21 protein-coding genes, 1 pseudogene and 1 riboswitch are annotated in these 23,518 nt (G+C 64.4%); of the genes and pseudogenes, 14 read left to right on the top strand and 8 right to left on the bottom strand.

From position 1 onward, the window contains the following. Positions 1 to 608 precede the first annotated feature (608 nt). Genes EZI54_RS20515 through xdhA form a run of 7 tightly spaced genes read right to left on the bottom strand, consistent with a single transcriptional unit; the run spans position 609 to position 8,737 of the window. Positions 609 to 1,820: a urate hydroxylase PuuD gene (locus tag EZI54_RS20515; protein WP_131483768.1), complete on the bottom strand. Its 1,212-nt coding sequence runs from the start codon at positions 1,818 to 1,820 to the stop codon at positions 609 to 611. After that, positions 1,801 to 3,162: a guanine deaminase gene (gene guaD / locus EZI54_RS20510; RefSeq protein ID WP_207389290.1), complete on the bottom strand. Its 1,362-nt coding sequence runs from the start codon at positions 3,160 to 3,162 to the stop codon at positions 1,801 to 1,803. Before guaD ends, EZI54_RS20515 begins: the two co-directional genes overlap by 20 nt. A gap of 5 nt (positions 3,163 to 3,167) precedes the next feature. Further along, the gene (uraH, locus tag EZI54_RS20505; RefSeq protein ID WP_131483767.1) at positions 3,168 to 3,512 is read right to left on the bottom strand and encodes a hydroxyisourate hydrolase; all 345 of its coding nucleotides are present in this window, start codon (positions 3,510 to 3,512) and stop codon (positions 3,168 to 3,170) included. After that, positions 3,509 to 4,009, bottom strand: coding sequence for a 2-oxo-4-hydroxy-4-carboxy-5-ureidoimidazoline decarboxylase (gene uraD / locus EZI54_RS20500; protein ID WP_131483766.1), 501 nt, complete (start codon positions 4,007 to 4,009; stop codon positions 3,509 to 3,511). Before uraD ends, uraH begins: the two co-directional genes overlap by 4 nt. Continuing rightward, on the bottom strand, positions 4,010 to 4,888 hold the full coding sequence (gene xdhC / locus EZI54_RS20495) for a xanthine dehydrogenase accessory protein XdhC (RefSeq protein WP_131483765.1): 879 nt from the start codon (positions 4,886 to 4,888) through the stop codon (positions 4,010 to 4,012). Then, positions 4,873 to 7,242, bottom strand: a complete 2,370-nt coding sequence (gene xdhB, locus EZI54_RS20490) for a xanthine dehydrogenase molybdopterin binding subunit (protein ID WP_131483764.1) — start codon at positions 7,240 to 7,242, stop codon at positions 4,873 to 4,875. Before xdhB ends, xdhC begins: the two co-directional genes overlap by 16 nt. Further along, positions 7,235 to 8,737, bottom strand: a complete 1,503-nt coding sequence (gene xdhA / locus EZI54_RS20485) for a xanthine dehydrogenase small subunit (RefSeq protein WP_131483763.1) — start codon at positions 8,735 to 8,737, stop codon at positions 7,235 to 7,237. The genes xdhB and xdhA overlap by 8 nt, the downstream gene beginning before the upstream one ends. Positions 8,738 to 8,998: 261 nt before the next feature. On the opposite strand from xdhA, the gene EZI54_RS20480 reads away from it, so the two are divergent. The 9 genes and pseudogenes from EZI54_RS20480 to EZI54_RS20440 all read left to right on the top strand — a co-directional run bounded on the left by EZI54_RS20480 (position 8,999) and on the right by EZI54_RS20440 (position 17,655). After that, the gene (locus EZI54_RS20480; RefSeq protein WP_131483762.1) at positions 8,999 to 10,540 is read left to right on the top strand and encodes an ABC transporter ATP-binding protein; all 1,542 of its coding nucleotides are present in this window, start codon (positions 8,999 to 9,001) and stop codon (positions 10,538 to 10,540) included. Further along, positions 10,527 to 11,636, top strand: a complete 1,110-nt coding sequence (locus EZI54_RS20475) for an ABC transporter permease (protein ID WP_131483761.1) — start codon at positions 10,527 to 10,529, stop codon at positions 11,634 to 11,636. The genes EZI54_RS20480 and EZI54_RS20475 overlap by 14 nt, the downstream gene beginning before the upstream one ends. A 1-nt stretch (position 11,637) precedes the next feature. Then, positions 11,638 to 12,564 (top strand): ABC transporter permease, encoded by a 927-nt coding sequence (locus tag EZI54_RS20470; RefSeq protein ID WP_131483760.1) that lies wholly within the window; start codon positions 11,638 to 11,640, stop codon positions 12,562 to 12,564. Positions 12,565 to 12,807: 243 nt separating this feature from the next. Beyond that, the gene (locus EZI54_RS20465) at positions 12,808 to 13,500 is read left to right on the top strand and encodes a TetR/AcrR family transcriptional regulator (protein WP_131483759.1); all 693 of its coding nucleotides are present in this window, start codon (positions 12,808 to 12,810) and stop codon (positions 13,498 to 13,500) included. Continuing rightward, positions 13,497 to 13,619, top strand: a pseudogene (locus EZI54_RS20460) (allantoinase); the annotation flags it as partial. The gene EZI54_RS20465 and the pseudogene EZI54_RS20460, both read left to right, overlap by 4 nt. A 204-nt stretch (positions 13,620 to 13,823) precedes the next feature. Continuing rightward, positions 13,824 to 14,840 carry an allantoicase gene (alc, locus tag EZI54_RS20455; protein WP_131483758.1) on the top strand — a complete coding sequence of 339 codons (1,017 nt, stop codon included), beginning with the start codon at positions 13,824 to 13,826 and terminating at the stop codon, positions 14,838 to 14,840. After that, positions 14,837 to 15,328, top strand: a complete 492-nt coding sequence (locus EZI54_RS20450) for an ureidoglycolate lyase (protein ID WP_131483757.1) — start codon at positions 14,837 to 14,839, stop codon at positions 15,326 to 15,328. The genes alc and EZI54_RS20450 overlap by 4 nt, the downstream gene beginning before the upstream one ends. A 6-nt stretch (positions 15,329 to 15,334) precedes the next feature. Next, complete coding sequence (locus EZI54_RS20445; protein WP_131483756.1) at positions 15,335 to 16,681, top strand: amidohydrolase family protein; 1,347 nt, start codon at positions 15,335 to 15,337, stop codon at positions 16,679 to 16,681. Between the two features lie 20 nt (positions 16,682 to 16,701). Further along, positions 16,702 to 17,655: an isopenicillin N synthase family dioxygenase gene (locus EZI54_RS20440; protein WP_131483755.1), complete on the top strand. Its 954-nt coding sequence runs from the start codon at positions 16,702 to 16,704 to the stop codon at positions 17,653 to 17,655. Positions 17,656 to 18,022: 367 nt separating this feature from the next. Here the strand turns inward: EZI54_RS20440 and EZI54_RS20435 are convergent, their stop codons facing one another. Beyond that, positions 18,023 to 18,520 (bottom strand): 6,7-dimethyl-8-ribityllumazine synthase, encoded by a 498-nt coding sequence (locus EZI54_RS20435; protein WP_131483754.1) that lies wholly within the window; start codon positions 18,518 to 18,520, stop codon positions 18,023 to 18,025. 184 nt (positions 18,521 to 18,704) lie between these two features. After that, positions 18,705 to 18,855: riboswitch (FMN riboswitch) on the bottom strand. A 175-nt stretch (positions 18,856 to 19,030) separates the two neighbouring features. Between EZI54_RS20435 and EZI54_RS20430 the strand changes: the two genes are divergently transcribed. The 5 genes from EZI54_RS20430 to EZI54_RS24525 all read left to right on the top strand — a co-directional run bounded on the left by EZI54_RS20430 (position 19,031) and on the right by EZI54_RS24525 (position 23,518). After that, positions 19,031 to 19,801, top strand: a complete 771-nt coding sequence (locus EZI54_RS20430; protein ID WP_131483753.1) for a metalloregulator ArsR/SmtB family transcription factor — start codon at positions 19,031 to 19,033, stop codon at positions 19,799 to 19,801. Then, positions 19,801 to 20,850: an ACR3 family arsenite efflux transporter gene (gene arsB, locus EZI54_RS20425; protein ID WP_131483752.1), complete on the top strand. Its 1,050-nt coding sequence runs from the start codon at positions 19,801 to 19,803 to the stop codon at positions 20,848 to 20,850. Before EZI54_RS20430 ends, arsB begins: the two co-directional genes overlap by 1 nt. 53 nt (positions 20,851 to 20,903) lie before the next feature. Continuing rightward, the gene (locus EZI54_RS20420) at positions 20,904 to 21,908 is read left to right on the top strand and encodes an ArsJ-associated glyceraldehyde-3-phosphate dehydrogenase (protein WP_131483751.1); all 1,005 of its coding nucleotides are present in this window, start codon (positions 20,904 to 20,906) and stop codon (positions 21,906 to 21,908) included. Position 21,909: 1 nt separating this feature from the next. Continuing rightward, positions 21,910 to 23,118, top strand: coding sequence for an organoarsenical effux MFS transporter ArsJ (gene arsJ / locus EZI54_RS20415; RefSeq protein WP_131483750.1), 1,209 nt, complete (start codon positions 21,910 to 21,912; stop codon positions 23,116 to 23,118). Between the two features lie 229 nt (positions 23,119 to 23,347). Beyond that, positions 23,348 to 23,518 (top strand): hypothetical protein, encoded by a 171-nt coding sequence (locus EZI54_RS24525; protein ID WP_165495822.1) that lies wholly within the window; start codon positions 23,348 to 23,350, stop codon positions 23,516 to 23,518.

Here is a 23,518-nt window from a genome sequence, read left to right as displayed (position 1 = left end):
GCCAAAGAAGGTGTTCGACCGCCTGTCTCTGGTCAGTTTGCTGGATACGATAAACCGGCTTCAGAGCCAATCATGAACCGCCGTGGTACGGAACCGTATGCCCGGTGGTGTGAGAGGACGGGGGAGGTGACTCCCCCTCCTACTCGATTATCTGGAGCATGGGGTTTGCTGACATGGGAAGTGCACCTTGAATCAGACCTTGGGAGTCTGAAACCAATGGATGCCATCGCTTCCGTCGCCTAAGAGGGCCGTCCATGGCCGCTTATGCGACGAGGACATCCTGTCCTCTGCTCCAGCGATGGCATCCATTGGTTTCGATCGGATCGGGTGCAAGCCGCCTATGAGCAGTGACCGGAGTGAGAGGATCGACGCACTCTTATGCGATAACGCCGAAGTCGGAAAGAAGCGAATGGATGCCCTTGCCGAAGGGGGGCAGGGATGTCCCGGTCGCATTAGTCGGCCAGGTACGGCCGTCTAATGCAGCGCAGGCAAGGGTGTCCATTGGCTTCCGGCTCGGGGCCGCAGTCTTCCTAAATCCAGCCTTCTAAAAAAGGCACCTGACGGCGCCTCAGAAGCTGAAGCGTCTGCTACATGGACTCCCCGGACTTCTATTTCTGGGCCTGCAACCAGCTTCCCAGTTCTTTCCGTTCCTTATCCGTCATTCCCGTGGTGTTGCCCAGCGGCATGTACTGGCTGTTCACCGCCGCCTGCATGATCTGGGCGCTGTGGTCCTTCACCGCTTTGAGCGAGTCGAACGCAATGCCTGCGGGCGGCGCCTGGAAGGCCGGGTTGCTGGGATCCTTCGCGTGACACGCCGAGCAGTGGGTGTCCACCAGTTGCCGGATATCCGCGTCGGCCACCTTGGGCGCACCAGCGGCTGTGGCGGCGGCTTCCGCCTGCCTGCCGGTGGGCGGGGCGATGGCGCCGATCAGGGTCACGGTCATGATGCCGCAGGCCAGCAGGATCGATGGCCGGTAGATGCCGCGGTGCTTCAGGTTGAAGAAGTGCCGTGCGAAGGCCGTGATAAAGCCGATGGCCGCCAGGATGATCCAGCCTTGCGGATGCCCGTACAGCATCGGGTAGTGGTTGCTGATCATGATGAAGATGACCGGCAGGGTCAGGTAGTTGTTGTGGGTCGAGCGCAGCTTGGCCAGCGCCGCCAGGCGTTCCACCCGCGCGTCCGGTTCCCGCCCCTGTTCCACCGTCTCCACCAGCGCCCGCTGGGACGGCATGATGCCCAGGAACACGTTGCCCACCATGATGGTGCCGATCACCGCGCCCACGTGGATGAAAGCGCCCCGCCCGGCAAAGATGTGGAACAGCGCCCAGTCCACCGCCACCAGCAGGACAAACAGCACGGCGCCGAAGGCCATCCCGTTCTTCGCCAGCGGGCTGCGGATCAGCAGTTCGTAGATCAGCAGCATGCCGCCGATGAAACCCAGGCCGATCAGCGCGGCGGACAGGGTGGTCAGCTCCGCCTTGGCGTTGTCGATCAGGTAGCCGCTGGAGCCGAAGTAGTACACCGTGAACAGCAATGCCGTGCCGGACAGCCAGGTGCTGTAGGCCTCCCACTTGAACCAGTGCAGGATGCCGGGCATTTTCTCGGGCCCCAGCTTGTACTTGGCCACTTCGTAGAAGCCGCCGCCGTGAATGGCCCACAGGTCGCCCTTGATGCCTTTTTTCTTCTTCCATTCGGGCGGATCTTCCAGGTGGTTATCCAGCCAGATGAAATAGAACGACGCCCCGATCCAGGCGATGCCTGCAATCACATGAAACCAGCGGATGAGCAGGCTGAGCCATTCACTGAGGTACGCGGCCATCGGTCACTCCTGTCTCTGAAACACGGTCAGCATCCCGATCGAACCGACACTGGCCGGCAATGTAGGTGCGCTGGATGACCCGGTCGTCGCCCAGGATCATCAGGTCGAACAGTCTGTCGCGCAGGCGGGTGCTGTGCTGCTTGAGACTCAGCATGGGGGTGGCGTCCGTATCCAGCAGTACGAAATCGGCGACCTTGCCGGGGGCGAAGTTGCCGATCTCGTCGTCCCGGTGCAGCGCTTTCGCGTTGCCCAGGGTAGCCAGGTAGAACGCCTGGAAGGGCGTCAGCGCCTGCTCGCGCAGCTGGCAGACCTTGTAGGCCTCGGCCATGGTCTTGAGCAGCGACAGGCTGGTGCCGCCGCCCACGTCCGTGGCCAGGCTCAGGGTGACGCCCGCCTGGTGGGCGCTGCGCAGGTCAAACAGGCCGCTGCCGAGGAAGGTGTTGGACGTTGGACAGAAGGCGATGCGCGCGCCGGTTTCCGCCAGCCGCTGGCGGTCGCCGTCGTTGATGTGGATGCCGTGGGCCAGCACGGCCCGGTCATTAAGCAGGCCGTAATGCGCGTAGACGTCCAGGTAATCGGCCCGGTCCGGGAACAGTTCGCTCACCCAGGCGATTTCCGCCTTGTTCTCGGCCCAGTGGGTCTGCATCAGCACGCCCGGGTTGTCCGCCACCAGTTTGCCGGCCAGCTCCAGCTGGCGCGGGGTGGAGGTGGGCGCAAAACGCGGGGTCACGGCGTACTGCAGTCGGCCGTGGTGGTGCCAGCGGTCGATCAGCGCCTGGCAGTCCCGGTAGCTGCTCTCGGCCTCGTCGCACAGGCCTTCCGGGGCATGGCGGTCCATCATCACCTTGCCGGCCGTGATGGCCTGGCCGCGGGCTTCGGCGGCTTCGAACAGGGCGTCCACCGACTGGGGATGCGACGTGCAGAACACCAGCCCGGCCGTGGTGCCGTGGCGCAGCAGCTGGTCGAGGAACCGATGGGCCTGGCTCTTCGCCCAGTCGGTCTCGGCAAAGCGCATTTCCGCCGGGAAGGTGTAGGTTTCCAGCCAGTCCAGCAACTGGGCGCCGTAGCTGCCGATCACCCCGAGCTGGGGCAGGTGCACGTGGGTGTCGATAAAGCCGGGCAGGATCACGTGCTCCGGCCAGTGCTCGACCGGCGTGCCTTCGGGCAGCGATCCGATCAGCTCATCCGCGGAGCCGACGACCTTGACCCGGCCCTCCTCGACCACCAGCAGCCCGTCCTCGAACCACTCGTAACTGTTGTCCGCCGGTGTCTCCAGGCCGGGGTCGGCCAGGAAATGCAGCAGCCGACCCCGGTAGGCCTGCACCGGTTGCGATGACGCCATGGTGATCAGCTCCCGCGATACGTCGAGTAGCCCCACTGATTCAGCAGCAGCGGCACGTGGTAGTGGTCCTGGTCACCGTTGACGGAGAAGTCGATGGTCACCTGGGGATAGAAACAGTCCTTGCCGTAGGCCTGGAAGTAATCGCCGGTGGCGAAGGTCAGGCGGTACAGGCCGGTCACCAGCGGGCCGTCGAACCATTGGCCGATGCGGCCGTCGCTGTCCGTGGTGCCCTTGGCCACCTGGGTCCAGCCGTCGCTGTCCTGCTGCTCGAGGGTCACGACGACGCCTTCGGCGGGGTAGCCGCTGCCGAGGTCGAGGATGTGGGTCGTAATCGGGCTGGGTTCGCTCATACCAGTTTATCCAGTCTCAGGTGGGTGATTTTGGCCTGCTCGCGGCCAGCGTTCTCGATTTCCTGCGCGCGGGAATTGGGCAGGCGCGCTTCCAGCAGGGCCAGCATCTCGTCCGCGGACTTGCCGGTAGCGCAGACGATGAAGATAAAGCCGAATTTCCCGTGATAGGCGTCGTTGGCGTCCTTCAGACGGTGCAGGACGTCATCGCTGGCGACGGCCGTGGAAGACTGCTCGCCGCTGGCCAGGGCGTGGGTGTTGGCGTACCTGGCCTTGAGGCTTTTCACGTCGCCGATCCTGGGGTGGGCGTCGAACGCTGCGAGCCAGTCGCGCTCGGTCATGGCCGGCCACAGGGCCTCCGCTTTGCGGTGCAGGTCATCGCGATCGGCAAACGGACGGGCGGCGACCATGCCCTCGACCCAGCGGTCGGCGGCGCAGCAGGTGCGCAGGGTGTCGGCGGCTTCGGTCGCGCTCATCGCGTTGAGGGATGCCAGGGACATTCAGTGCTCCCGTTTCGGGTTCGATGCGGTTGCCGCTTCGGCGTCTTCCCGCATCAGGGTTTTCAGGTTGGACCAGGACAGGCCGCGGCGGGCCGGTTTATCCGTGACCTCGGCCGCCAGGCTCAGCAACTCGGCGGATATCGACACCGCCACTTCCATGGGCCGCTTTCCGGGCACGTCGCGTCGGCCAATCGGGCAGCGGATGCCGTCGATCTGGGTCTCACTATAGCCGCGATGGGCCAGTCGCTGGCGGAAGCGGTCCGCCTTGGTGTCCGAGCCGATCAGGCCGATGGAGGCGGCGCCGCCCGCGTCCAGCAGCGTCCGGCACAGGTCGAAATCCAGTTGATGGTTGTGGGTCAGGATCACCACATGGGCGCCCTCGGCCAGCGCAGCGGCATCGCCCATCGGGTCGTCGGTGTGGTGGCGGCGCACGTTCACCGGCAGCTCGTCCGGGAAGCTGTCGGCGCGGCTGTCCACCCAGGTGATCTGCCAGGGCAGCTCGCCCATGATGGTGATCAGCGACTTGGCCACGTGACCGGCGCCGAACACCACCAGCCGGCCGTCGCCGCCGGCATGGCCTTCCAGCAGCACCGCGACACTACCGCCGCAGCACTGGCCCAGGCTCGCGCCCAGCGGGAAGTGGGCCATCTCGCAGGTGTAGTCCCGCGCGGCCAGTCGCTCCCGGGCGCGGGCGATGATGCGGTATTCCAGATGGCCGCCGCCGATGGTGTCGTGGCTGTGCTCGCCGGTGACCACCATCTTGCTGGCGGGCTCGCGCGGCACCGAGCCGGTCACGCCCAGCACGGTCACCAGCACATAGGGTTCGCCGCGCCGCTCGCAGTCGGCCACGGCCTCGTACCAGGTCAGGCGCTTTTGCATGAGGAATCGCCTCCGTTGTCGGCCAGCCACTGCCGGGTGGCGGTGACGGCCCTGAGAACCTGCTCCGGCGTGGCCGGGCTGTCGAAAGGCGGGCTGTAACGATAGTCCGCCAGGCTGGCCACTGCATCCCGCAGGGCGCACCAGACCGAGATGCCGAGCATCAGCGGCGGCTCGCCCACCGCCTTGGAGCGGAACACCGTGGCCTCGCGGTTGGGGCTGTGCGCCAGCAGCGCCACGCGGAAATCCTCCGGCGCGTCCGACGCGGCCGGGATCTTGTAGGTGGCGGGGCCGGTGGTCATCAACTGGCCCTTGTCGCTGTACATCAGTTCCTCGGTGGTCAGCCAGCCCATGCCCTGGATGAAGCCGCCTTCGATCTGGCCGATGTCGATTTCCGGGTTCAGGGACTGGCCCACGTCGTGGAGGATGTCGGTGCGGATCACCCGGTACTCGCCGGTCAGGGTGTCCACCACCACTTCCGAACAGGCGGCGCCGTTGGCGTAGTAGAGGAACGGGCGGCCCCTGCCGGTTTCGGGATCGTAGTGGATCTTCGGCGTGGCGTAGAAACCGGACGAGGATAGCGAGACGCGGGCCATGTAGGCCTGCTGCACGAAGTCCGCCCAGCCGAACCGGTCCTTGCCCACGCGCACCTGGTTGTTGGCGAACTCGACCTCGTCGGCGCTCACGGCATACGTCTCGACCGCGAAGTCCACCAGCCGCGCCTTGATCGTCTCGCAGGCGTCCAGCGCCGCCATGCCGTTCAGGTCGGAGCTGGAAGACGCGGCGGTGGGCGAGGTGTTCGGCACCTTGTCCGTGCGGGTGGCGGAGACCTTGATGCGGTCGATGTCCACCTGGAATGCCGTCGCCACCACCTGGGCCACCTTGATGAACAGGCCCTGGCCCATCTCCGTGCCGCCGTGGTTCAGGTGGATGCTGCCGTCGGTGTAGACGTGCACCAGCGCGCCGGCCTGGTTCAGATGTTTGGCGGTGAAGGAGATGCCGAACTTCACCGGCGTCAGCGCCAGCCCCCGCTTGACCACCGGGCTGCGGCGGTTGAACCCGGTGATGGCCTGGCGCCGCTCGCGGTAGTCGGAGCTGGCTTCAAGCTGCTCGATCAGTTCGGGCAGCACATGCTGTTCCACGATCTGGCCGTAATGGGTCTCGTCCCGGCCCGGGCCGTAGAGGTTGCGTTTGCGCACGTCCAGCGGATCCAGGCCCCGGTGGCGGGCGATGTCGTCCATGGCGCGCTCGATGATCATCATGCCCTGGGGCCCACCGAACCCGCGAAAGGCGGTGTTGGACACCGTGTGGGTCTTGCAGCGGTGACCGACGACCCGGGCCTGGCCCAGGTAGTAGGCGTTGTCGGCGTGGAACATGGCGCGGTCGACGACGGCCTCGGACAGGTCCGGCGAGTAGCCGCAGCGACCGGCCACCATGATGTCGGCACCCTGGAGCATGCCTTCGTCGTCGAAGCCGATGTCGTAGGTGTTGTAGAAGTCGTGGCGCTTGCCGGTCTGCACCATGTCGTCCGAGCGGGCCATGCGGTACTTCACCGGCCGGCCGGTGTGGCGCGCCAGCAGGCCGGCAATGCAGGCCAGCGGTGCCGCCTGGGTTTCCTTGCCGCCGAAGCCGCCGCCCATCCGACGCACTTCCACCTGCACCTCATGGATCGGCAGGCCCAATACCCCGGCCACCAGCTTCTGCACCTCGGACGGGTGCTGGCTGGAGGTGTGCACGAACACGCCGGCGTCTTCGGTGGGTTCCACCAGGCAGGCCTGGCCTTCCAGGTAGAAATGCTCCTGCCCGCCCACGTGCATCTCCGCCTGCAGGCGATGCGGCGCGGCCGCCAGAGCCTGGTCCGGGTCGCCCCGCTGTTGGGTGTGGGACGGGCGCACAAAGAACTGCTTGGCCAGCGCGTCTTTGGTGGTCAGCACCGGCTCCAGCGGCTCGTACTCCACCTTCGCCAGTTTGGCAGCCTGGCGCGCGGCGCGCAGGGAGGTGGCCGCGACGGCGAACAACGGCTGGCCGATGAATTCCACCAGATCGCCGGCCAGCACCGGGTCGCCGGGGAACACCGGGCCGATGTCGGTGTGGCCGGGCACCTCGTCGACGGTCAGTACGGCTACCACGCCCGGATAGGCGCGCACGGCGCTCAGGTCCATGGACTTGATGCGGGCGTGGGCCTGGGTACTCTGGCCGACGGTGGCGTGCAGCAGGCCGGGTGGCTCCGGCAGGTCGTCGATGTAGCGGGCCTGGCCGCTGACGTGTTTCCAGGCGCTGTCGTGGGCGATCCTCGAGCCGGCGGTACCGCGTGCGCTCGCCGGCGGCTGAACGATGGTGTCGGGCAGTTTACGCATAATCGGTCACCGTCAGGGGAAAGGCGGAATCGAAGTGGCTGCCGGTCTCCAGCAGGGCGCGTTGCAGCAGGTTGCCGGCCACCTGCAGGCGATAGCCGGCGGACGCGCGCGCATCGGACATCGGCTTGAAGTCGGAGGCCAGGGCGGCAGTGGCGGCGGCAACGGTGGCGTCGTTCCACGGCTGGCCCCTGATGGCCTGCTCGGCGGCGTCCGCCCGTTTGGGGATGGCCGCCATGCCGCCGAATGCGAGCCGGCAGTCGCTCACCGTGCCGTTATCCAGTTGCAGCCAGAAAGCGCCCAGTACGGCGGAGATGTCGTCGTCCAGGCGTTTGGAAATCTTGTACAGCAGCAGGTGCTCGTTGGCTTTCGGCAGCGGCGCCCGTACGCCGCGGATGAATTCGTGGGGCTGCAGCTCGGTCTGCCTGTAGTCCCTGAAGAAATCGGCCAGCGGCATCCGGCGCACGCCATCCAGGCTGTCCAGTTCCAGTTCGGCGTCCAGGGCGATCAGGGCCGGGGGCATGTCGCCAATGGGGGAAGCGTTACCAATATTCCCGCCCAGGGTGCCGCGATTCCGGATCTGTAACGATCCCAGACGTTCCAGTAACGGTGCAAAGTGGGGCCAATGGCCCGGTAACACCTCGTGGAGCTGGCGATACGTCAGGCCGGCGCCAAGATAGAGATGATCGTCGGCGATCGTCAGGGTCTGCAGTTCGGCCACGCGCTCCACGCTGATCAGGTGGCCCAGGTCCTTGAGCTGCTGGGTGATCTCCAGCACCAGGTCGGTCCCGCCGGCAATCAGGCGGGCTTCTGGGTAGGTGGCGCGCAGGGTGCGCAGCTCCTCCAGGGTTTGCGGCAGGTCGCAGCGGCGGCCCTGGTCGTCCCTGAGGCTGCCCTTCTCGCCGTTGATGCGTTGCAGGGACGCAATCATGGCGCTGTCCTGCAGCCAGTCCGGGCCGCTGAAACGCTTGCCGGTGCCGCCGGGTGTCCAGGTTTCGGCGCAGGCGCGCCGGGCCGCTTCGAGGATGGGGCGGTAGCCGGTGCAGCGGCACAGGTTGCCCGCGAGCGCTTCCAGCAGCTCGTGATGACTGGGGGGCGCGGCCAGCCGGTCGGGAGCCGTCTGACGCGCCGTGTGCAGGGTGAACAGGGACATGACGATACCCGGCGTGCAGAACCCGCATTGTGCCCCGTGGCACTCGATCATAGCTTTCTGGACCGGATGGGCAGGTTCTTCCCTTAAGACATCCACCGTCACCAGATGTTTCCCGTGCAGGCTGCCGATCACGGCAATGCAGCTGTTCACCGACTCATAGCGCAACGTGCGCGATCCCGGATCAAGGACACCGACACTCACCGTGCAGGCGCCGCAGTCGCCGGAGGCGCAGCCCTCCTTGGTGCCGGTGAGGTGCATTTCGGTGCGTAGCCATTCCAGTATGCTCAGATTTGGGTCAGTATCCGATAACTTGCGGGGCTCGCCATTGAGGAAAAATTCGATCACGGGTCTCACCATCTTGCGTATTATGGCCACCCTCCGGGCCCTGGAATCCGCATCTTGCAGGGCGGTTGGGCGGGGCGGTCTGCCTGGCGTAACAGGCCGATGGCCGTTACTGAATCCATTACCTGACCGGTGTTTTGCAATTTTCTGACCAACCAGTCGAGTTTATCGCAAAATGTTTTTTAATCACCAGTTGGCAAGCAAATTGCTCAATCAAGAAATGTTGATTGTCTGGTCAGTTTATTACGTGAAAGAGGTCCTGAAATGACGGCAGCGGCACGGCTACGTCTGGAGAATATCGTCAAGGAGTACCCCGGTTGCCGGGCGAACGACGGTATCGACCTGACGGTGGCACCCGGTGAAATCCACGCCTTGCTGGGTGAGAACGGGGCCGGCAAGAGTACCCTGATGAAAGTGATCTACGGGGTCATCCAGCCGGACGAGGGCACCCTCTACTGGGACGGTGAAAAGCTGACCCTGCAAGGTCCGGCCCATGCCCGCCAGTTGGGGATCGGCATGGTCTTCCAGCATTTCTCCCTGTTCGAAACCCTGACCGTCACCGAGAACATCGCCCTGGGCCTGCCGGCCAGCGAGGCGAAGGATCGCAAGGCACTGGAAAAGCGCATCCGCGAGGTGTCGACCCACTATGGCATGGCGCTGGACCCGCGCCGCCACGTGCACAGCCTGTCCACCGGCGAACGCCAGCGGGTGGAAATCGTGCGCTGCCTGATCCAGCACAGCCGCCTGCTGATCCTCGATGAACCCACCTCGGTGCTGACGCCGCAGGAAGTGGCCGACCTGTTCCGCACCCTGCGCCAGTTGGCCAGCGAAGGATGCAGCATCCTGTTTATCAGCCACAAGCTGCAGGAGGTGCGCGACCTGTGTCATCACGCCACCGTCCTGCGCAACGGCAAGGTCACCGGTGAGTGCGATCCCACCGAAACCTCCACCGACGCCATCGCCCGCCTGATGGTCGGTGACGAAACCCCGCTCAGCACCGACGTCCCGCCGGCCACGCCCGGGGCGCCTTTGCTGGAGGTGAGCGGGCTCAGCTACGCCAGCGACGATCCCTTCGGTACGGCGTTGCGCAATATCACCATGGAGCTGAGGGCCGGTGAGATTGTCGGCATCGCCGGGGTGGCCGGCAATGGCCAGGACGAATTGTTGCGGGCGTTGTCCGGCGAGTACAAGGCAGCGGCCAATCAGGTGTGTTTTGACGGGCAGGATGTCGGTCAGTTGGGACCGGACGCGCGGCGCCGGGCCGGCATCGCCGTGGTACCGGAAGAGCGGCTGGGGCGCGGGGCCGTCCCGGACATGTCCCTGGTGGACAATACCCTGCTGACCGCCTCCGCCCAGGGGATGGTGAGCAAGGGCTGGGTGGCCTATCGCAAGGCGCGGGAGTATGCCACCCGCGTGCGGGATCGCTTTCAGGTGAAGTCGGATGGCATCGAGGCCCCGGCCCGCAGCCTGTCCGGCGGCAATCTCCAGAAATTCATCATCGGCCGGGAAGCCCTGCAGGAACCCAGGCTGCTGGTCGCCTCCCACCCCACCTGGGGCGTGGATGTGGGCTCGGCGGTGGCGATCCATCAGGTGCTGGTGGAACTGCGCGACCGGGGCGCGGCCGTCCTGCTGATTTCCGAGGATCTCGATGAACTGTTCCAGCTCTGCACCCGCATGGGGGCGATCTGCGGGGGGCGGCTGTCGCCGCTCGTGCCCACCGAATCCCTCAGCATTGGACAGCTGGGGCAGTGGATGGCCGGCGATTTCGCCGACGCGGCAGGGGAGGTGAACCATGCTGTCGCTTGAGCGCCGCCAGGTGGATTCCCGCCTGATGGAGTACCTGTCGCCGGTGCTGGCGCTGGTGCTGACCGTCATCACCGGCTTCCTGATCTTCCTGGGCCTCGACCGTGACCCGGTGGAAGGCCTGCGCCTGTTCTTCATCGTCCCGATCAGTGATGCCGTGGGCGTGGCCGAACTGGGTCTGAAGGCCGCGCCATTGCTGCTGTGTGCTGCCGGCCTGACCATCTGTTACCGCGCCAGGATCTGGAACATCGGGGCAGAAGGCCACTTCCTGATGGGCGCGGTCGGCGCCACCATCGCGGCCCTGCATTTCGGTGAAGGCACCGGCTTCTGGATCCTGCCGGTGGTGCTGCTGGCGGGCATTGCCTGCGGTGCCCTCTGGTCGGCCATCGCGGCGTTCCTGAAGACGCATTTCCACTGCAACGAAATCCTCACCACCATCATGCTCAACTACATCGCCCTGAACCTGCTGCTGTACGCGGTGCACGGGCCGCTGAAGGATCCTTACGGCTTCAGCTTCCCGCAGTCGGCGATGTTCGGTGACGCCGCCCTGCTGCCGATGCTGATTCCCGGCACGCGTTTGCACATCGGCCTGCTCTTCGCGCTGCTGGCGGCCGTTGCGGTGGGCGTCCTGTTCGCCCGCACCTTTATCGGCTTCCAGCTCAAGGTGCTGGGTGAGGACCACAAGGCCGCGGAGTTTGCCGGCTTCCCGCGCAAGCGGCTGGTTTGGTTCGCCTTCCTGGTGGCGGGCGGCCTGGCCGGGCTGGCGGGGGCGTCCGAGGTGACTGGCCCGATCGGGCAACTGATTCCGCAGGTGTCGCCGGGCTATGGCTATACCGCCATCATCGTCGTGTTCATGGGACGGATGAAGGCGGTCGGGTTGATCCTGGCCAGCGCGCTGCTGGCGTTGACCTTCCTGGGCGGCGAGATGATGCAGATCGGCATGAACCTGCCCAAGGCCATGACCGGCCTGTTCCAGGGCCTGCTGCTGTTCTACCTGCTCACCTGCGACGCCTTTATCCACTACCGGATACGCCTGACCCGCAGGCACGTCACCGCGTCGGCCGGTACCAACACGCCGCTGGCCACACAGGAGAGCTGAGATGAGTCCCGACATGATCGTCAATATTCTCGCCGCAACCGTGGTGGCCGGTACCCCGCTGCTGATCGTGGCGCTGGGAGAACTGATCTGCGAGCGCTCCGGCGTGCTCAACCTGGGCCAGGAAGGCATGATGCTGATCGGCGCGGTGGCCGGGTTCGCCGGCGTCTACGCCAGCGGCAGCCTGCTGGTCGGTGTCATTGCCGGCATGGCCGCCGGGGTGGGCATGTCGCTGCTGTTCGGCTTCATGGCCATCACCCTGGCCGCCAACCAGTACGCCGCCGGTCTGGCCCTGACCATTTTTGGCACCGGCCTGAGTGCCTTCGTCGGCACCGATTTCGTGGGCAAGACCATCGACGGCTTCACCAAGCTGCCGATCCCGTTCCTCAGCGACATCCCGGTGCTCGGCCCGGTCCTGTTCAACCATGACCTGCTGGTTTACGTCTCCCTGGGGCTTTTCGTGGCGGTCTATGTCTTCCTGCGCCACAGCCGGGGAGGCCTGTTGCTGCGGGCGGTGGGGGAGTCCCCCGAATCCGCCAACGCCAACGGCCTGCCGGTGCTGCTGATCCGTTACCTGGCGGTGAGCTTCGGCGGCGCCATGGCGGGCCTGTCGGGCGCCTACCTGTCGCTGGCCTACACCCCGCTGTGGACCGAAGGCATGACCGCCGGCCGCGGCTGGATCGCCCTGGCGCTGGTGGTGTTCGCCACCTGGCGGCCGGTGCGGGTGCTGCTGGGCGCTTACCTGTTCGGCCTCGCCAGCATCCTGCATCTGGTACTGCAGGGCTTCGGCTGGGACATCTCCCCGGAGCTACTGGCCATGCTGCCTTACGTGGTGACGGTGGTCGTGCTGGTGTTGCTGTCCGCGAATCCGACCCGGACGCGACTGCATACGCCGCTGTCGATCGGCCAGCCCTGGCGGCCCAGTCGCTAGGGCAGGGGGAAACGAGTTCCACTATAACCCGCAGTTCAAGCCGGACGCGGGTAACTTCGCCGGCCATCCGGGCGTACGCTATGCGGGTATTGGGTACTCGGACCGGAACAACGAGTCTGGCGTCAGTGATGACAATGCAGTGGACACCGAGAGCGCAACCAGTGCGCCGGTAAAAGTCCATGTCTAAAGCCAACCCCGGGGAGCCGGCTAACGGCTGCCCGGTATCAACAGCGATGGATGCCCATGAGTCTGCAACCTGAAGCGAACATCAACGAGATCGGGGGCGCCCCGGAGAAAGGCCGGGCACGTCGATACCGGCCGGGACGCATTCGGGAAAAGAACCGGGAACGGATCATCGCCGCCGCCGAGGAGGCTTTTGCCCACCATGGCTTTCGCGGCGCCACGATCCAGAATATCGCCGAACGGGCCGGGTTGCCCAAGTCCAACGTGCTGTACTACTTCAGCAACAAGCAGCGCATCTATTCGGCGCTGTTCGACGACATCATGAGTCGCTGGAATGCGGTGTTCTCCGAGATCAGCCCGGACGACGACCCGGCAGAGGCACTGGAAACGTTCATCCGGACCAAGGTGGAGATGTCGCGCCAACACCCCATGGCGTCCCGCCTGTTCGCCCAGGAGATCATCCAGGGCGCGCCCTTCCTCAAGGATCACCTGCGCACCAATGTGCGCGAATGGGTCCGGGGACGGGCCAAAGTGATTCAGCAGTGGATCGACGACGGTCGGATGGCGCCGGTCGATCCGGTGCAACTGATCTTCCTGATCTGGTCCTCGACCCAGCATTACGCGGACTTCCAGGTCCAGATCCTGATGGTGGAGAACAAGGCCGAATACGAAGAGCAGGATTTTGAGCACGCGGCCAACTTCCTGACCGACGTGATCCTGCGCGGTTGCGGCCTGGAGCCAAAGACACGATGAGTCTGCGCAACGGGTATCCCCGTGATCGGCGCGGCTACGGCGGCCGGCCACCCCACGCCAACTGGCCGGGAGAGGCTCGCATTGCGGCGCAGTTTGTCCTGAACTATGAGGAAGGCGGAGTATCGCTATAAGCCGGCGTGACCGAAAGATCAATTGGGGAGTGGGCGGGCACCTGCGGTGCCTCAGAAGCTAAAGCTTCTGCTACATGCTCGAGCGGGCTGAAAATGTAGCCGACGCTTTAGCTTCGGAGCAGCCTGCAAGGCTGCCCTGATACAAAGAACGTAGCCATAGTGCCTCCCCGAAACAACAGAGAGCCAACAATCATGACCGACGTACAAGTCGCCCCCATCATCGAAGGGCCTGATTTTTCCCGGGACTACCTGAACCTCGCCGACGGCAGCCTCGGCGCCGAGGTGACCTGGGTCACCGACGAATTCTTCGCCCCCCGTGAGCGTATGCTGGATCCCGAGCCCGCGCGCTTCTACCCGGATAAATACGACGATCACGGCAAGTGGATGGACGGCTGGGAAACCCGCCGCCGTCGCAACACGGGCCACGACTGGTGCATCCTGCGCCTGGCCATGCCGGGCGTGCTGCACGGCGTCGATTTCGACACCAGCTTCTTCACCGGCAACTTCGCCCCGGCGGCGTCCGTCGAGGCCTGCTGGTCGCCGGAAGCCGATCCCGACAACGACGCCGACTGGCAGGAAATCCTGCCGGCGGTGTCCCTGTCCGGCAACGATCATCGCTTTGAAGCGCTGGCCGCTTCCGGCCCCTGGACCCACCTGCGCCTGCACATCTGGCCCGATGGCGGCATGGCCCGTTTCCGGGTCTACGGCCAGCCGTTCTGCGACTGGGACAACCGCAGTACCGACGAGCGCCTGGACCTGCTGGCGCTGGCCAACGGCGGCGACCAGGTGGCCTGGAGCGACGCCCATTATGGCGAGCCGCGCAAGCTGCTGCGTCCCGGGCGGGGCATCAACATGGGCGACGGCTGGGAAACCCGTCGCCGCCGGGAACCGGGCAACGAGTGGTGCATTCTCAAGCTGGGTCACAAGGGCCTCGCCGAAGGCCTCGAGATCGACACCGCCCACTTCAAGGGCAATTTCCCGGACCGCGTCTCGATCCAGGCGGCCTGCGTGGAGCAGGGCACGCGCCAGTCCATCATCACCCAGAGCATGTTCTGGGAGACCCTGCTCGACGAGCAGCCGCTGACGGCCGACGCCATCCACGAATTCAGCGAGCTGAAGGACCTTGGACCGATCACCCACATCCGGGTGAACAGCATCCCGGACGGTGGCATCAGTCGCGTGCGGCTGTGGGGGAAGGCGGTCCAATGAGCGCGCCGCGGGTCATCCAGAGTCAGCCCCTGACCCGGGCGGCGTTTGCGCCGTTCGGCGACGTGATTGAAACGAACGGTGCCGCGTCGTTTCCCATCAACGCCGGTCGCACCGAGCGTTTCCATGCCCTGGCGGCGGTGGAAACCCTGGGCGAGGATGCGGATGCCATCATCTCCATCTTCCGCGGCCAGCCGCTGGAACCGCTGCTGATCGACCTGATGGAGCGCCACCCGAAGGGAAGCCAGGCGTTTATGCCGATCGGTAATGAGCCCTACTGGGTGGTGGTGGCGCCGCCGGGTGAGTTTGATCCGGCCAGAGTTCAGGTTTTTTACGCCAAGCCCGGGCAGGGTGTGAACTACCATGCCGGCACCTGGCACGCGCCGCTGCTGCCGGTGAACCGGGACGCGGACTTCCTGGTGGTGGACCGTCGCGGCCCCGGCGACAACTGCGATACCGTCGATCTGGCACCGCCGGTCCGGCCGGAGTGATGTGATATGTCCCGTTTCGCCATCACCCACGTGGCCGTGTTTACGGTCGACCCCAGGAACACGGTCATCCCGGATGCCACCGTTCTGGTGGAAGACGACCGAATCAGCGCCGTCGGTCCTTCTGAAGCTGTCGACGTACCGTCGGACTGCCCGGTGGTGGACGGTCGCGGCAAGGTGCTGATCCCGGGCCTGGTGGATGCCCACTCCCATTCCAGCCTGATGCGCGGCGTGACGGAGAACATGCCGCTGATGGAGTGGCTGCCTTACTACCAGCTGGAGCACCGGGCGCTGACGGAGGAGGACGCTTACCATTCGGCCCGCCTGTGCTACCTCGAAGCGCTCAAAGGCGGCACCACCTGCGTCATGGATATGTTCCGCTTCATGGACCGTTGCGCCGACGCCGCCGGTGAAATCGGCCTGCGGGTCAATCTGGCACCCTACGTGGCGGACCGGCCAGGCAAGGATTTCTTTGCGACCCGCGACGAAAACAAACGCCTGATCAAGACCCATCACGACAGCCAGTCCGGCCGCATCCAGGTGTGGATGGGGCTGGAGCACCTGTTCTACTGCAGCGAGGACGCCTACCGCGACGCGGTGCGCTGCCAGCAGGACTTTGGCGTGGGCATCCACACTCACGCCTGCGAACAGAAGGAAGAGGAAGCGGCGGTGCTGGACGCGTTCGGCCGTCGCTCCATTGGCCTGCTGGACCACTACGGGGTGCTCGGCGAGAAGACCCTGATCGCCCATTGCGTCTGGCTCAACGACGACGAGATCAAACGGCTCGCCGACACCGGCACCTCGATTGCCCATTGCCCGGTCAGCAACGCCAAACTCGCCAGCGGTGTGGCCCGCACGCCGGACATGCTGGCGGCGGGGCTGACGCTCGGGCTGGGCACCGATGGCCCGGTGTGCAACAACAGCCTCGACCTGTTCGAGGAAATGAAATTCGCCTCCCTGATCCAGAAGGCCACTCGGCTGGACGCCACCGCGCTGCCGGCGGACCAGATCCTGCGCATGGCCACCATTGGCGGTGCCCAGGCGCTGGGGCTGGACGGGGAGATCGGATCGATCGAGGTGGGCAAAAAGGCCGATCTCGTGATGCTGGATCTGGGGGCGCCTAACCTGACGCCCCACGACATCAGGGACGATGGCGGCAATCTGGTATGGAATCTGGTGTTTGCCGCGCGCGGCAGCAACGTCACCCACGTCTGGGTGGACGGGCACTGCCTGATTGAGAACGGTCGGTCGACGCAGGTCGACGAGGGCCATGTGGTCGCCACGGCTCAAGCCTGTGGCCTGTCCCTGCATGAACGATGCCGTGCTCTGGATCATCTTCGCGTCGACATGGTTTAGAGCGCTCCGAAGGAGTGTATATGAAAGAAATTCCCCTGATTTCCATCGCCGGTCTGCGCAGCGACGATATCGAAGAGCGCCGCAAGACCGCCGCCGAGCTGGGTCGCGCCTGCCGTGAGGTGGGCTTCTTCTACGCGGTGGATCACGGCATTCCCCAGTCGGTGATCGACACGGCGTTTGCCGAGTCCCAGCGCTTCTTTGCCCTGCCGGTAGAGGACAAGCAGGCGCTGTCCATCAAGCGCTCGCCCCACAATCGCGGCTACGTCGCCATGGCGGACGAGAAGCTGAACCCGGAATCCGGCGCTGACATGAAAGAAGCGTTCAACCTGGGCGTGGAACTGCCGGAAGACCATCCGGAAGTGGTAGCGGGCAAGCCGTTTCGCGGCGTGAATTTCTGGCCGGAACTGGCCGGCTGGCGGGACAACCTGCTGGCGTATTTTGACGCGTGCCTGGATCTGGGGCGTGTGATCCATCGCGGCTTCAGTCTGGATCTGGGCGTGTCGGAAGACTTCTTCGCCCAACATTTGGCCGAGCCGGTCGTCACCATGCGCATCCTGCGTTACCCGGCCAGTGCCGGCCAGTCGGATCGTAAGGACGGCGGCGCCGGCGCCCATACCGATTACGGCAACCTGACCCTGCTGGCTACCGACAAGGTGGCGGGGCTGGAAGTGCTGACCCGCCAGGGCGAGTGGATCGACGCGCCTCATGTCGAGGGGGCGTTCGTGTGCAACATTGGCGACTGCCTGATGCGCTGGAGCAACGACACCTACGTGTCCACCCCGCACCGGGTGCGCCCGCCGGAGCAGGAGCGCTATTCAATCGCCTACTTCCTGGAAGCCAATCCGGATTCGGTGGTGGATTCGCGGGACATCTGCCCGGACGAGACGCCCAAGTACGCGCCGGTGACGTTTGCGGATTATCTGAAGTCGCGGTTGGATGCGACCTATGAGCATCGGACCGCAGACAACTCGTAGGTATCGTTAAAATGTAGCAGACGCTTCAGCTTCTGAGCCGTCCACAGGACGGCCTTTTTTCAGATCGAAAGGCATCAACGTCGCCAGCCTGAACTTATGGAGCCAGAAGCCAATGAACCCCCTTGCCTCCGCCGCAATACACCGCCATCCCTGGCCGGCAATTGCGGCCAGGACATCCCTGTCCTTTCTCCGGCAAGGGCGTCCATTCGCTTCGATTAGACTATGGCGTTATCGCCACAAGGTTGAGCACAAGACGCTTCATCTTCGGGAGAATTGATAGCGACTGGGGCGCCTGGGCGGCGCCTCAGAAGCTGAAGCGTCTGCTACATGCTCGGGGCCGACTCGTCCCGGAGGCAGCCCTTCTCACCTACTGGGCGGTTAACTTCCGCGCCTGTTCCATATTCTCCAACGTCATCAGGCACGCGCGTGCCACTTCAACGCCTTTCTCGGAGAAGTGCTTGTAGAAGTAGTCGTGGTGCGTCGCGTGCTCGTGGAAATGGTGCGGCGTCAGCACCGCAGACAGGACCGGCACGCTCGTATCCAGCTGCACCCGCATCAGCCCGTCGATCACCGCCTGGGCGACGAATTCGTGGCGGTAGATGCCGCCGTCCACGACGAAGCCGGCGCCAACGATCGCGCCGTACTGGCCGCTTTCGGCCAGCAGCTTGGCCTGCAGCGGGATTTCAAAAGCCCCGGCGACAGTGATGATGTCTACCTGATCGGCGTCCAGACCATGCTGGCTGACTTCCGCCAGGAAGGCTTCACGCGCCTGATCGATGATGTCGAGGTGCCAGTTGCCCTGGATAAAGGCAATACGCTGGTTGCGGCTCGCGTCGGAAAGGTTCAAGGAGGTTTGCTGATTCATAGTTGATCTCTCATGGGGAGCCTTTGATGGGCTCCTGTCACTAGAATCAGGGCATGCAGGCACAACCGACAGCGTTCGCAACGCTCTACGGCCATGCCATCTGGAAACGCAGAAAATGGCATACGGCGGAAAACGCAGGAGGCTGTGCGCCTCGCGGTTCATCCGCGGTCTGGACTTTTCAATCGTTCCTTCTCTTCCATCCGGACTATCACCGTCGGCTTCGGAGTTTAACCGAATCTGCTGACCCTCCGGGCAAAGCCCTGAGGCGCTCGCGGGCTGAGGCGTCAGGCGCCATCACCGCCGGTGGGGACTTTCACCCCGCCCTGAGAACGAAGCCCGTGGCATTCCACGGGCGACGCCATTGTATGCGGTGTGGCGCTTCGCCACCAGTGCCGGATTGACGTGAGCCAACCCGCCTGTCGGCCAGCGGATCAATGACGGCACGGTATTCCTTGTCACGTTAATATCCGATATGCTGCATATAACGAAAATCGAATATTAAGGGTTGCCATGAGCGCACGCCGTCGAGTCCTCTTTGTCTGCACCGCTAACAGTGCCCGGTCGCTGATGGCCGAGGCGATTCTCAAACACATGGCCGGCGACCAGTTCGAGGTGGCCAGTGCCGGCACCGACCCCAAGCAACCGCACCCGCTCGCGTTACAGTGTATTGAAGACGCCGGGATGGATAGCGCGGGGCTGTCGTCCCAATCCATGACGGCCTTGGGCGACGCGCATTGGGATTACGTGATTACTCTCTGCGATAAAGCGGCGCGAGAGTGCCGTCCCATCAAGTCCGTGGGGCAGACTATCGCCTGGGACTTTCCCGATCCGGTGCCCGGCAACCAACTCGCCACCTTCGCGCTGGTGCTGAAGGAGTTACGGGAGCGCATCGGGCTGTTTGTGATGGTGCACCAGAAAGACACCCCCCGACCGATCCACTACCCGCCGGCCGGGGTGTTCAAGGCGCTGGGCGATGAAAACCGTCTGACCACCCTGCTGCTCATCCAGCAGCACGAGGAGCTCTGCGTGTGCGAACTGACCCGGGCGCTGGCTCTGTCGCAGCCCCGCATCAGCCGGTATCTGGCGCATCTGCGGGACATGGCCCTCGTTGAAGACGAACGTCGTGGGCAGTGGATCTACTACCGACTGCATCCGGCTCTGCCGGACTGGATTCTTCAGACCCTCAAGGCCGCAGCGGCCGAAAATCCGGATATTATTGAACCTCTGGCCCGGCGTCTGGTGACGATGCCGAACCGGCCCGCAAAAATGGACTGTGCCTGATGGGATTGTTCGAGCGTTTTCTGAGTGTCTGGGTCGGACTGGCCATACTGCTGGGCGTGGCGGCGGGTCATGTCCTGCCGGGGCTGTTTGAAGCCATTGCGGCGTTCACCTGGGCGCAGGTGAATCTCGTGGTGGCGGTGTTCATCTGGGCCATGATCTACCCGATGATGGTGCAGGTGGATTTCGCGGCGATCCGGGACGTGCGCAAGCAACCCCGGGGGTTGATCCTCACCCTGATCATCAACTGGCTGGTCAAGCCGTTCACCATGGCGGCGCTGGGCTGGCTGTTTTTCCGGGTCGTGTTTGCCGAATGGGTGGCGCCGGAAACGGCCAACGAATACATCGCCGGCATGATCCTGCTGGGGGTGGCACCCTGCACCGCGATGGTGTTCGTCTGGAGTCACCTGACCCGGGGCAATCCCAGCTATACGCTGGTGCAGGTGTCGATCAACGACATCATCATGATCTTTGCTTTCGCGCCCCTGGCGTCGTTGCTGCTGGGGTTGTCCCAGGTCACCGTGCCCTGGAACACGCTCCTGCTCTCGGTCACGCTCTATGTCGTCCTGCCCCTGATCGCCGGCACCCTGACCCGTCGCCACCTGCTGAAGCAGGGGAAGGAACGGCTCGATGCCTGGCTGGCCCACTCGAAGCCCACCACTGTGCTGGGACTGCTGGCGACCGTCGTGTTGCTGTTCGGCTTACAGGCGGATCGCATTCTGGATAACCCATTTGCGATTGGATTGATCGCAGTCCCTCTTTTGATCCAGAGCTACGGTATATTTTTTATTGCCTATGGTGCCGCCCGAGCGATGCGGTTGCCGCATGATATCGCCGCACCGGCCGGGCTGATCGGGACCTCGAATTTCTTTGAATTGGCCGTTGCGGTGGCCATCAGTCTGTTCGGCCTGACCTCGGGCGCGGCACTGGCCACGGTAGTGGGCGTTCTTGTTGAAGTGCCCGTGATGCTGTCGCTGGTCGCCCTGGCCAACCGGACCCGGCATTGGTTCCCGGCGCGCACCCCGGCAGGAAAGGTGGATGCTGCCGCCTAGCGGTATGGGGCCGGCGATTCCCTCGTGGAAGATTTTTTAACTGGAGCAAGGAAATGAACACACTCAAAGTCGGTATCAATGGATTTGGTCGCATTGGTCGTCTGGCCCTGCGTGCCGCCTACGGCTGGACGGACGTGGAATTCGTCGCCATCAACGATCCCGGGGCCAACGCCGGGACCCTGGCGCACCTGCTCAATTTCGACAGCGTGCACGGCCCGTGGAAGCACGAAGCCAGCCACAACGAGCAGGGGATTGTGATCGGTCAGCACACCATCCGCGTCACACAGAACAGGACCATCGCCGAGACCGATTGGTCGGATTGCGATGTGGTCATCGAAGCCAGCGGCAAGATGAAGACCGTCGAAGTGCTGAACGGCTATCTGGATCAGGGGGTCAAACGGGTCGTGGTCTCGGCGCCGGTCAAGGAAAGCGGCGCCAAGAACATCGTCATGGGCGTGAACGACCACGAATTTGATCCGGCCGTTCACCGCATCGTGACGGCGGCGTCCTGCACCACGAACTGCCTGGCCCCGGTGGTGAAGGTGATCCACGAAAAGTTGGGCATCAAGCATGGCTCGATCACCACGATTCACAGCCTGACCAACACCCAGACAATCCTGGATGCGCCCCACAAGGACCTTCGCCGGGCCCGGGCCTGCGGCAGTTCGCTGATCCCGACCACCACCGGGTCGGCCACCGCCATCATCGAAATCTTCCCGGAGCTGAAGGGGCGGCTGGACGGCCAGGCGGTGCGGGTGCCGCTGACCAACGCGTCGCTCACAGACTGTGTCTTTGAGGTGGAGACACCCACCGATCGGGACACGGTCAACCGCCTGTTCAAGGAGGCCGCCGAGGGTGAGTTGACCGGCATTCTCGGGTACGAGGAGCGGCCGCTGGTCTCCATCGACTACAAGACCGATCCGCGGTCTTCGATTGTCGATGCGTTGTCCACCATGGTCATCAATGGCACGCAGGTAAAGCTGTACGCCTGGTACGACAACGAGTGGGGCTACGCCAACCGGACGGTCGAGTTGGTGCGCAAGGTGGGGCTGGCCTGACATGCAAGCGGCTATCCGCCAGTACCTGATCATCACTGGCAACTATTGGACCTTCACCCTGACCGACGGCGCCCTGCGCATGCTGGTGGTCCTGCATTTCTACCAGTTGGGGTACTCGCCGCTGGCCATCGCGCTGCTGTTTATTTTCTATGAGTTCTTCGGCGTGGTGACCAATCTGGTTGGGGGCTACCTGGGCGCCCATATGGGCCTGAACCGGACCATGAATATTGGCCTGTTCTTGCAGATCGTGGCGTTGGGGATGCTGGCGGTGCCGGCGGCAATGTTGACCGTGCCCTGGGTAATGGCGGCCCAGGCCCTCTCCGGGATCGCCAAGGACCTGAACAAGATGTCCGCCAAGAGCGGCATCAAGCTGCTGGTGCCGGGCTCTGAGCAGGGGCGGCTGTACAGGTGGGTGGCGCTGCTTACCGGGTCCAAGAACACGCTCAAGGGTGTGGGTTTTTTCCTTGGCGGCGCGTTGCTCATGCTGGTGGGGTTCCGCGGAGCGGTACTGGTGATGGGCGGCGTCCTGCTGCTGGTCTGGATGGCCAGTCTGGTTCTGCTTTCCCGGGAATTGGGTAAGAGCAAGGCGAGGCCCAAGTTCACCGACCTGTTTTCCAAGAGCCCGGCCATCAACGTGCTCTCGTTCGCCCGCATGTTCCTGTTCGGCGCACGGGATGTCTGGTTCGTGGTGGCGCTGCCCGTCTATCTACACACGGCGTTTGGCTGGGATTTCTGGAAAGTCGGCGGATTCATGGCGGTGTGGGTGATCGGCTATGGGGCCGTCCAGGCCGTGGCGCCGACATTCACCCGGCGTTCCTCGACGACCACGCGCGGGCCGGCTGTGCTCTGGGCGGCCCTGCTGACCGGCATTCCTGCCCTGATCGCCCTGGGGCTGGGTACCGGCCTGCCGGCCCAGGCGATTGTGGTGGGCGGGCTGCTGCTGTTCGGCGCGGTTTTCGCCGTGAACTCCTCGCTGCACAGCTACCTGATCGTCAGCCTGGCGCGGGCCGATGGCGTGTCGCTGGACGTGGGTTTCTACTACATGTCCAACGCCATGGGGCGGCTGATCGGCACGGTGCTGTCGGGCTGGATCTACCAGGCCTTCGGGCTCGAAGCCTGCCTCTGGCTGTCGTCGCTGATGCTGCTGATGGCGACCCTCGGGGTATCCCGGCTGCGGCCGGAGCCGGCCCGGGCAGCGGGCTATTCCTGAGCCCGGTTTTCCCACATCAGGATGGCGCCCGCAGGCCATCACCTGGCCGATGCGGACTGTAACGGTTACAGTTTGGCCTGGACGGCAACTGTGATGCGATCTTATCCCTCACCTGTATCTGCCATGAGAGTGGCTGATTTCTGATCATTATCCCGTCGGCGCGTGACAGCCCACCCAAGGCTGTACGGGCGCCGTATCCACCGGTTTCATCTATTGCGGGGTAATGATCATGGCCGTTCAAATCGCACACACGCTCAAAGTCTGGCAGCGCCGGGCGGCGTCCCGGCGTGCCATGCGTCAACACATCCTCTGGAGCGACGTCTCGGTGATCGAGCGGGATCTGGGCATGGCACCGGGCAGTCTCAATCGGGAAGCGCACAAACCGTTCTGGGTGGAGTAG

Origin of the sequence: Marinobacter halodurans, from assembly GCF_004327985.1 — a bacterium.
GTDB lineage: Bacteria > Pseudomonadota > Gammaproteobacteria > Pseudomonadales > Oleiphilaceae > Marinobacter_A > Marinobacter_A halodurans.
The sequence above is the reverse complement of the archived record's forward strand: the minus strand, read 5'-3'. Positions and strand labels throughout refer to the sequence as shown.

Bases quoted from the DNA above. Each gene is read 5' to 3' on its own strand.
- EZI54_RS20440 (WP_131483755.1), top strand. From the start codon at position 16,702: ATGAAAGAAATTCCCCTGATTTCCATCGCCGGTCTGCGCAGCGACGAT.
- uraD (WP_131483766.1), bottom strand. From the start codon at position 4,009: ATGTCCCTGGCATCCCTCAACGCGATGAGCGCGACCGAAGCCGCCGAC.
- EZI54_RS20470 (WP_131483760.1), top strand. From the start codon at position 11,638: ATGAGTCCCGACATGATCGTCAATATTCTCGCCGCAACCGTGGTGGCC.
- EZI54_RS24525 (WP_165495822.1), top strand. From the start codon at position 23,348: ATGGCCGTTCAAATCGCACACACGCTCAAAGTCTGGCAGCGCCGGGCG.
- guaD (WP_207389290.1), bottom strand. From the start codon at position 3,162: ATGGCGTCATCGCAACCGGTGCAGGCCTACCGGGGTCGGCTGCTGCAT.
- arsB (WP_131483752.1), top strand. From the start codon at position 19,801: ATGGGATTGTTCGAGCGTTTTCTGAGTGTCTGGGTCGGACTGGCCATA.
- EZI54_RS20450 (WP_131483757.1), top strand. From the start codon at position 14,837: ATGAGCGCGCCGCGGGTCATCCAGAGTCAGCCCCTGACCCGGGCGGCG.
- EZI54_RS20420 (WP_131483751.1), top strand. From the start codon at position 20,904: ATGAACACACTCAAAGTCGGTATCAATGGATTTGGTCGCATTGGTCGT.
- EZI54_RS20430 (WP_131483753.1), top strand. From the start codon at position 19,031: ATGAGCGCACGCCGTCGAGTCCTCTTTGTCTGCACCGCTAACAGTGCC.
- EZI54_RS20435 (WP_131483754.1), bottom strand. From the start codon at position 18,520: ATGAATCAGCAAACCTCCTTGAACCTTTCCGACGCGAGCCGCAACCAG.
- arsJ (WP_131483750.1), top strand. From the start codon at position 21,910: ATGCAAGCGGCTATCCGCCAGTACCTGATCATCACTGGCAACTATTGG.
- alc (WP_131483758.1), top strand. From the start codon at position 13,824: ATGACCGACGTACAAGTCGCCCCCATCATCGAAGGGCCTGATTTTTCC.
- EZI54_RS20475 (WP_131483761.1), top strand. From the start codon at position 10,527: ATGCTGTCGCTTGAGCGCCGCCAGGTGGATTCCCGCCTGATGGAGTAC.
- xdhC (WP_131483765.1), bottom strand. From the start codon at position 4,888: ATGCAAAAGCGCCTGACCTGGTACGAGGCCGTGGCCGACTGCGAGCGG.
- EZI54_RS20480 (WP_131483762.1), top strand. From the start codon at position 8,999: ATGACGGCAGCGGCACGGCTACGTCTGGAGAATATCGTCAAGGAGTAC.
- EZI54_RS20465 (WP_131483759.1), top strand. From the start codon at position 12,808: ATGAGTCTGCAACCTGAAGCGAACATCAACGAGATCGGGGGCGCCCCG.
- xdhB (WP_131483764.1), bottom strand. From the start codon at position 7,242: ATGCGTAAACTGCCCGACACCATCGTTCAGCCGCCGGCGAGCGCACGC.
- EZI54_RS20445 (WP_131483756.1), top strand. From the start codon at position 15,335: ATGTCCCGTTTCGCCATCACCCACGTGGCCGTGTTTACGGTCGACCCC.
- EZI54_RS20515 (WP_131483768.1), bottom strand. From the start codon at position 1,820: ATGGCCGCGTACCTCAGTGAATGGCTCAGCCTGCTCATCCGCTGGTTT.
- uraH (WP_131483767.1), bottom strand. From the start codon at position 3,512: ATGAGCGAACCCAGCCCGATTACGACCCACATCCTCGACCTCGGCAGC.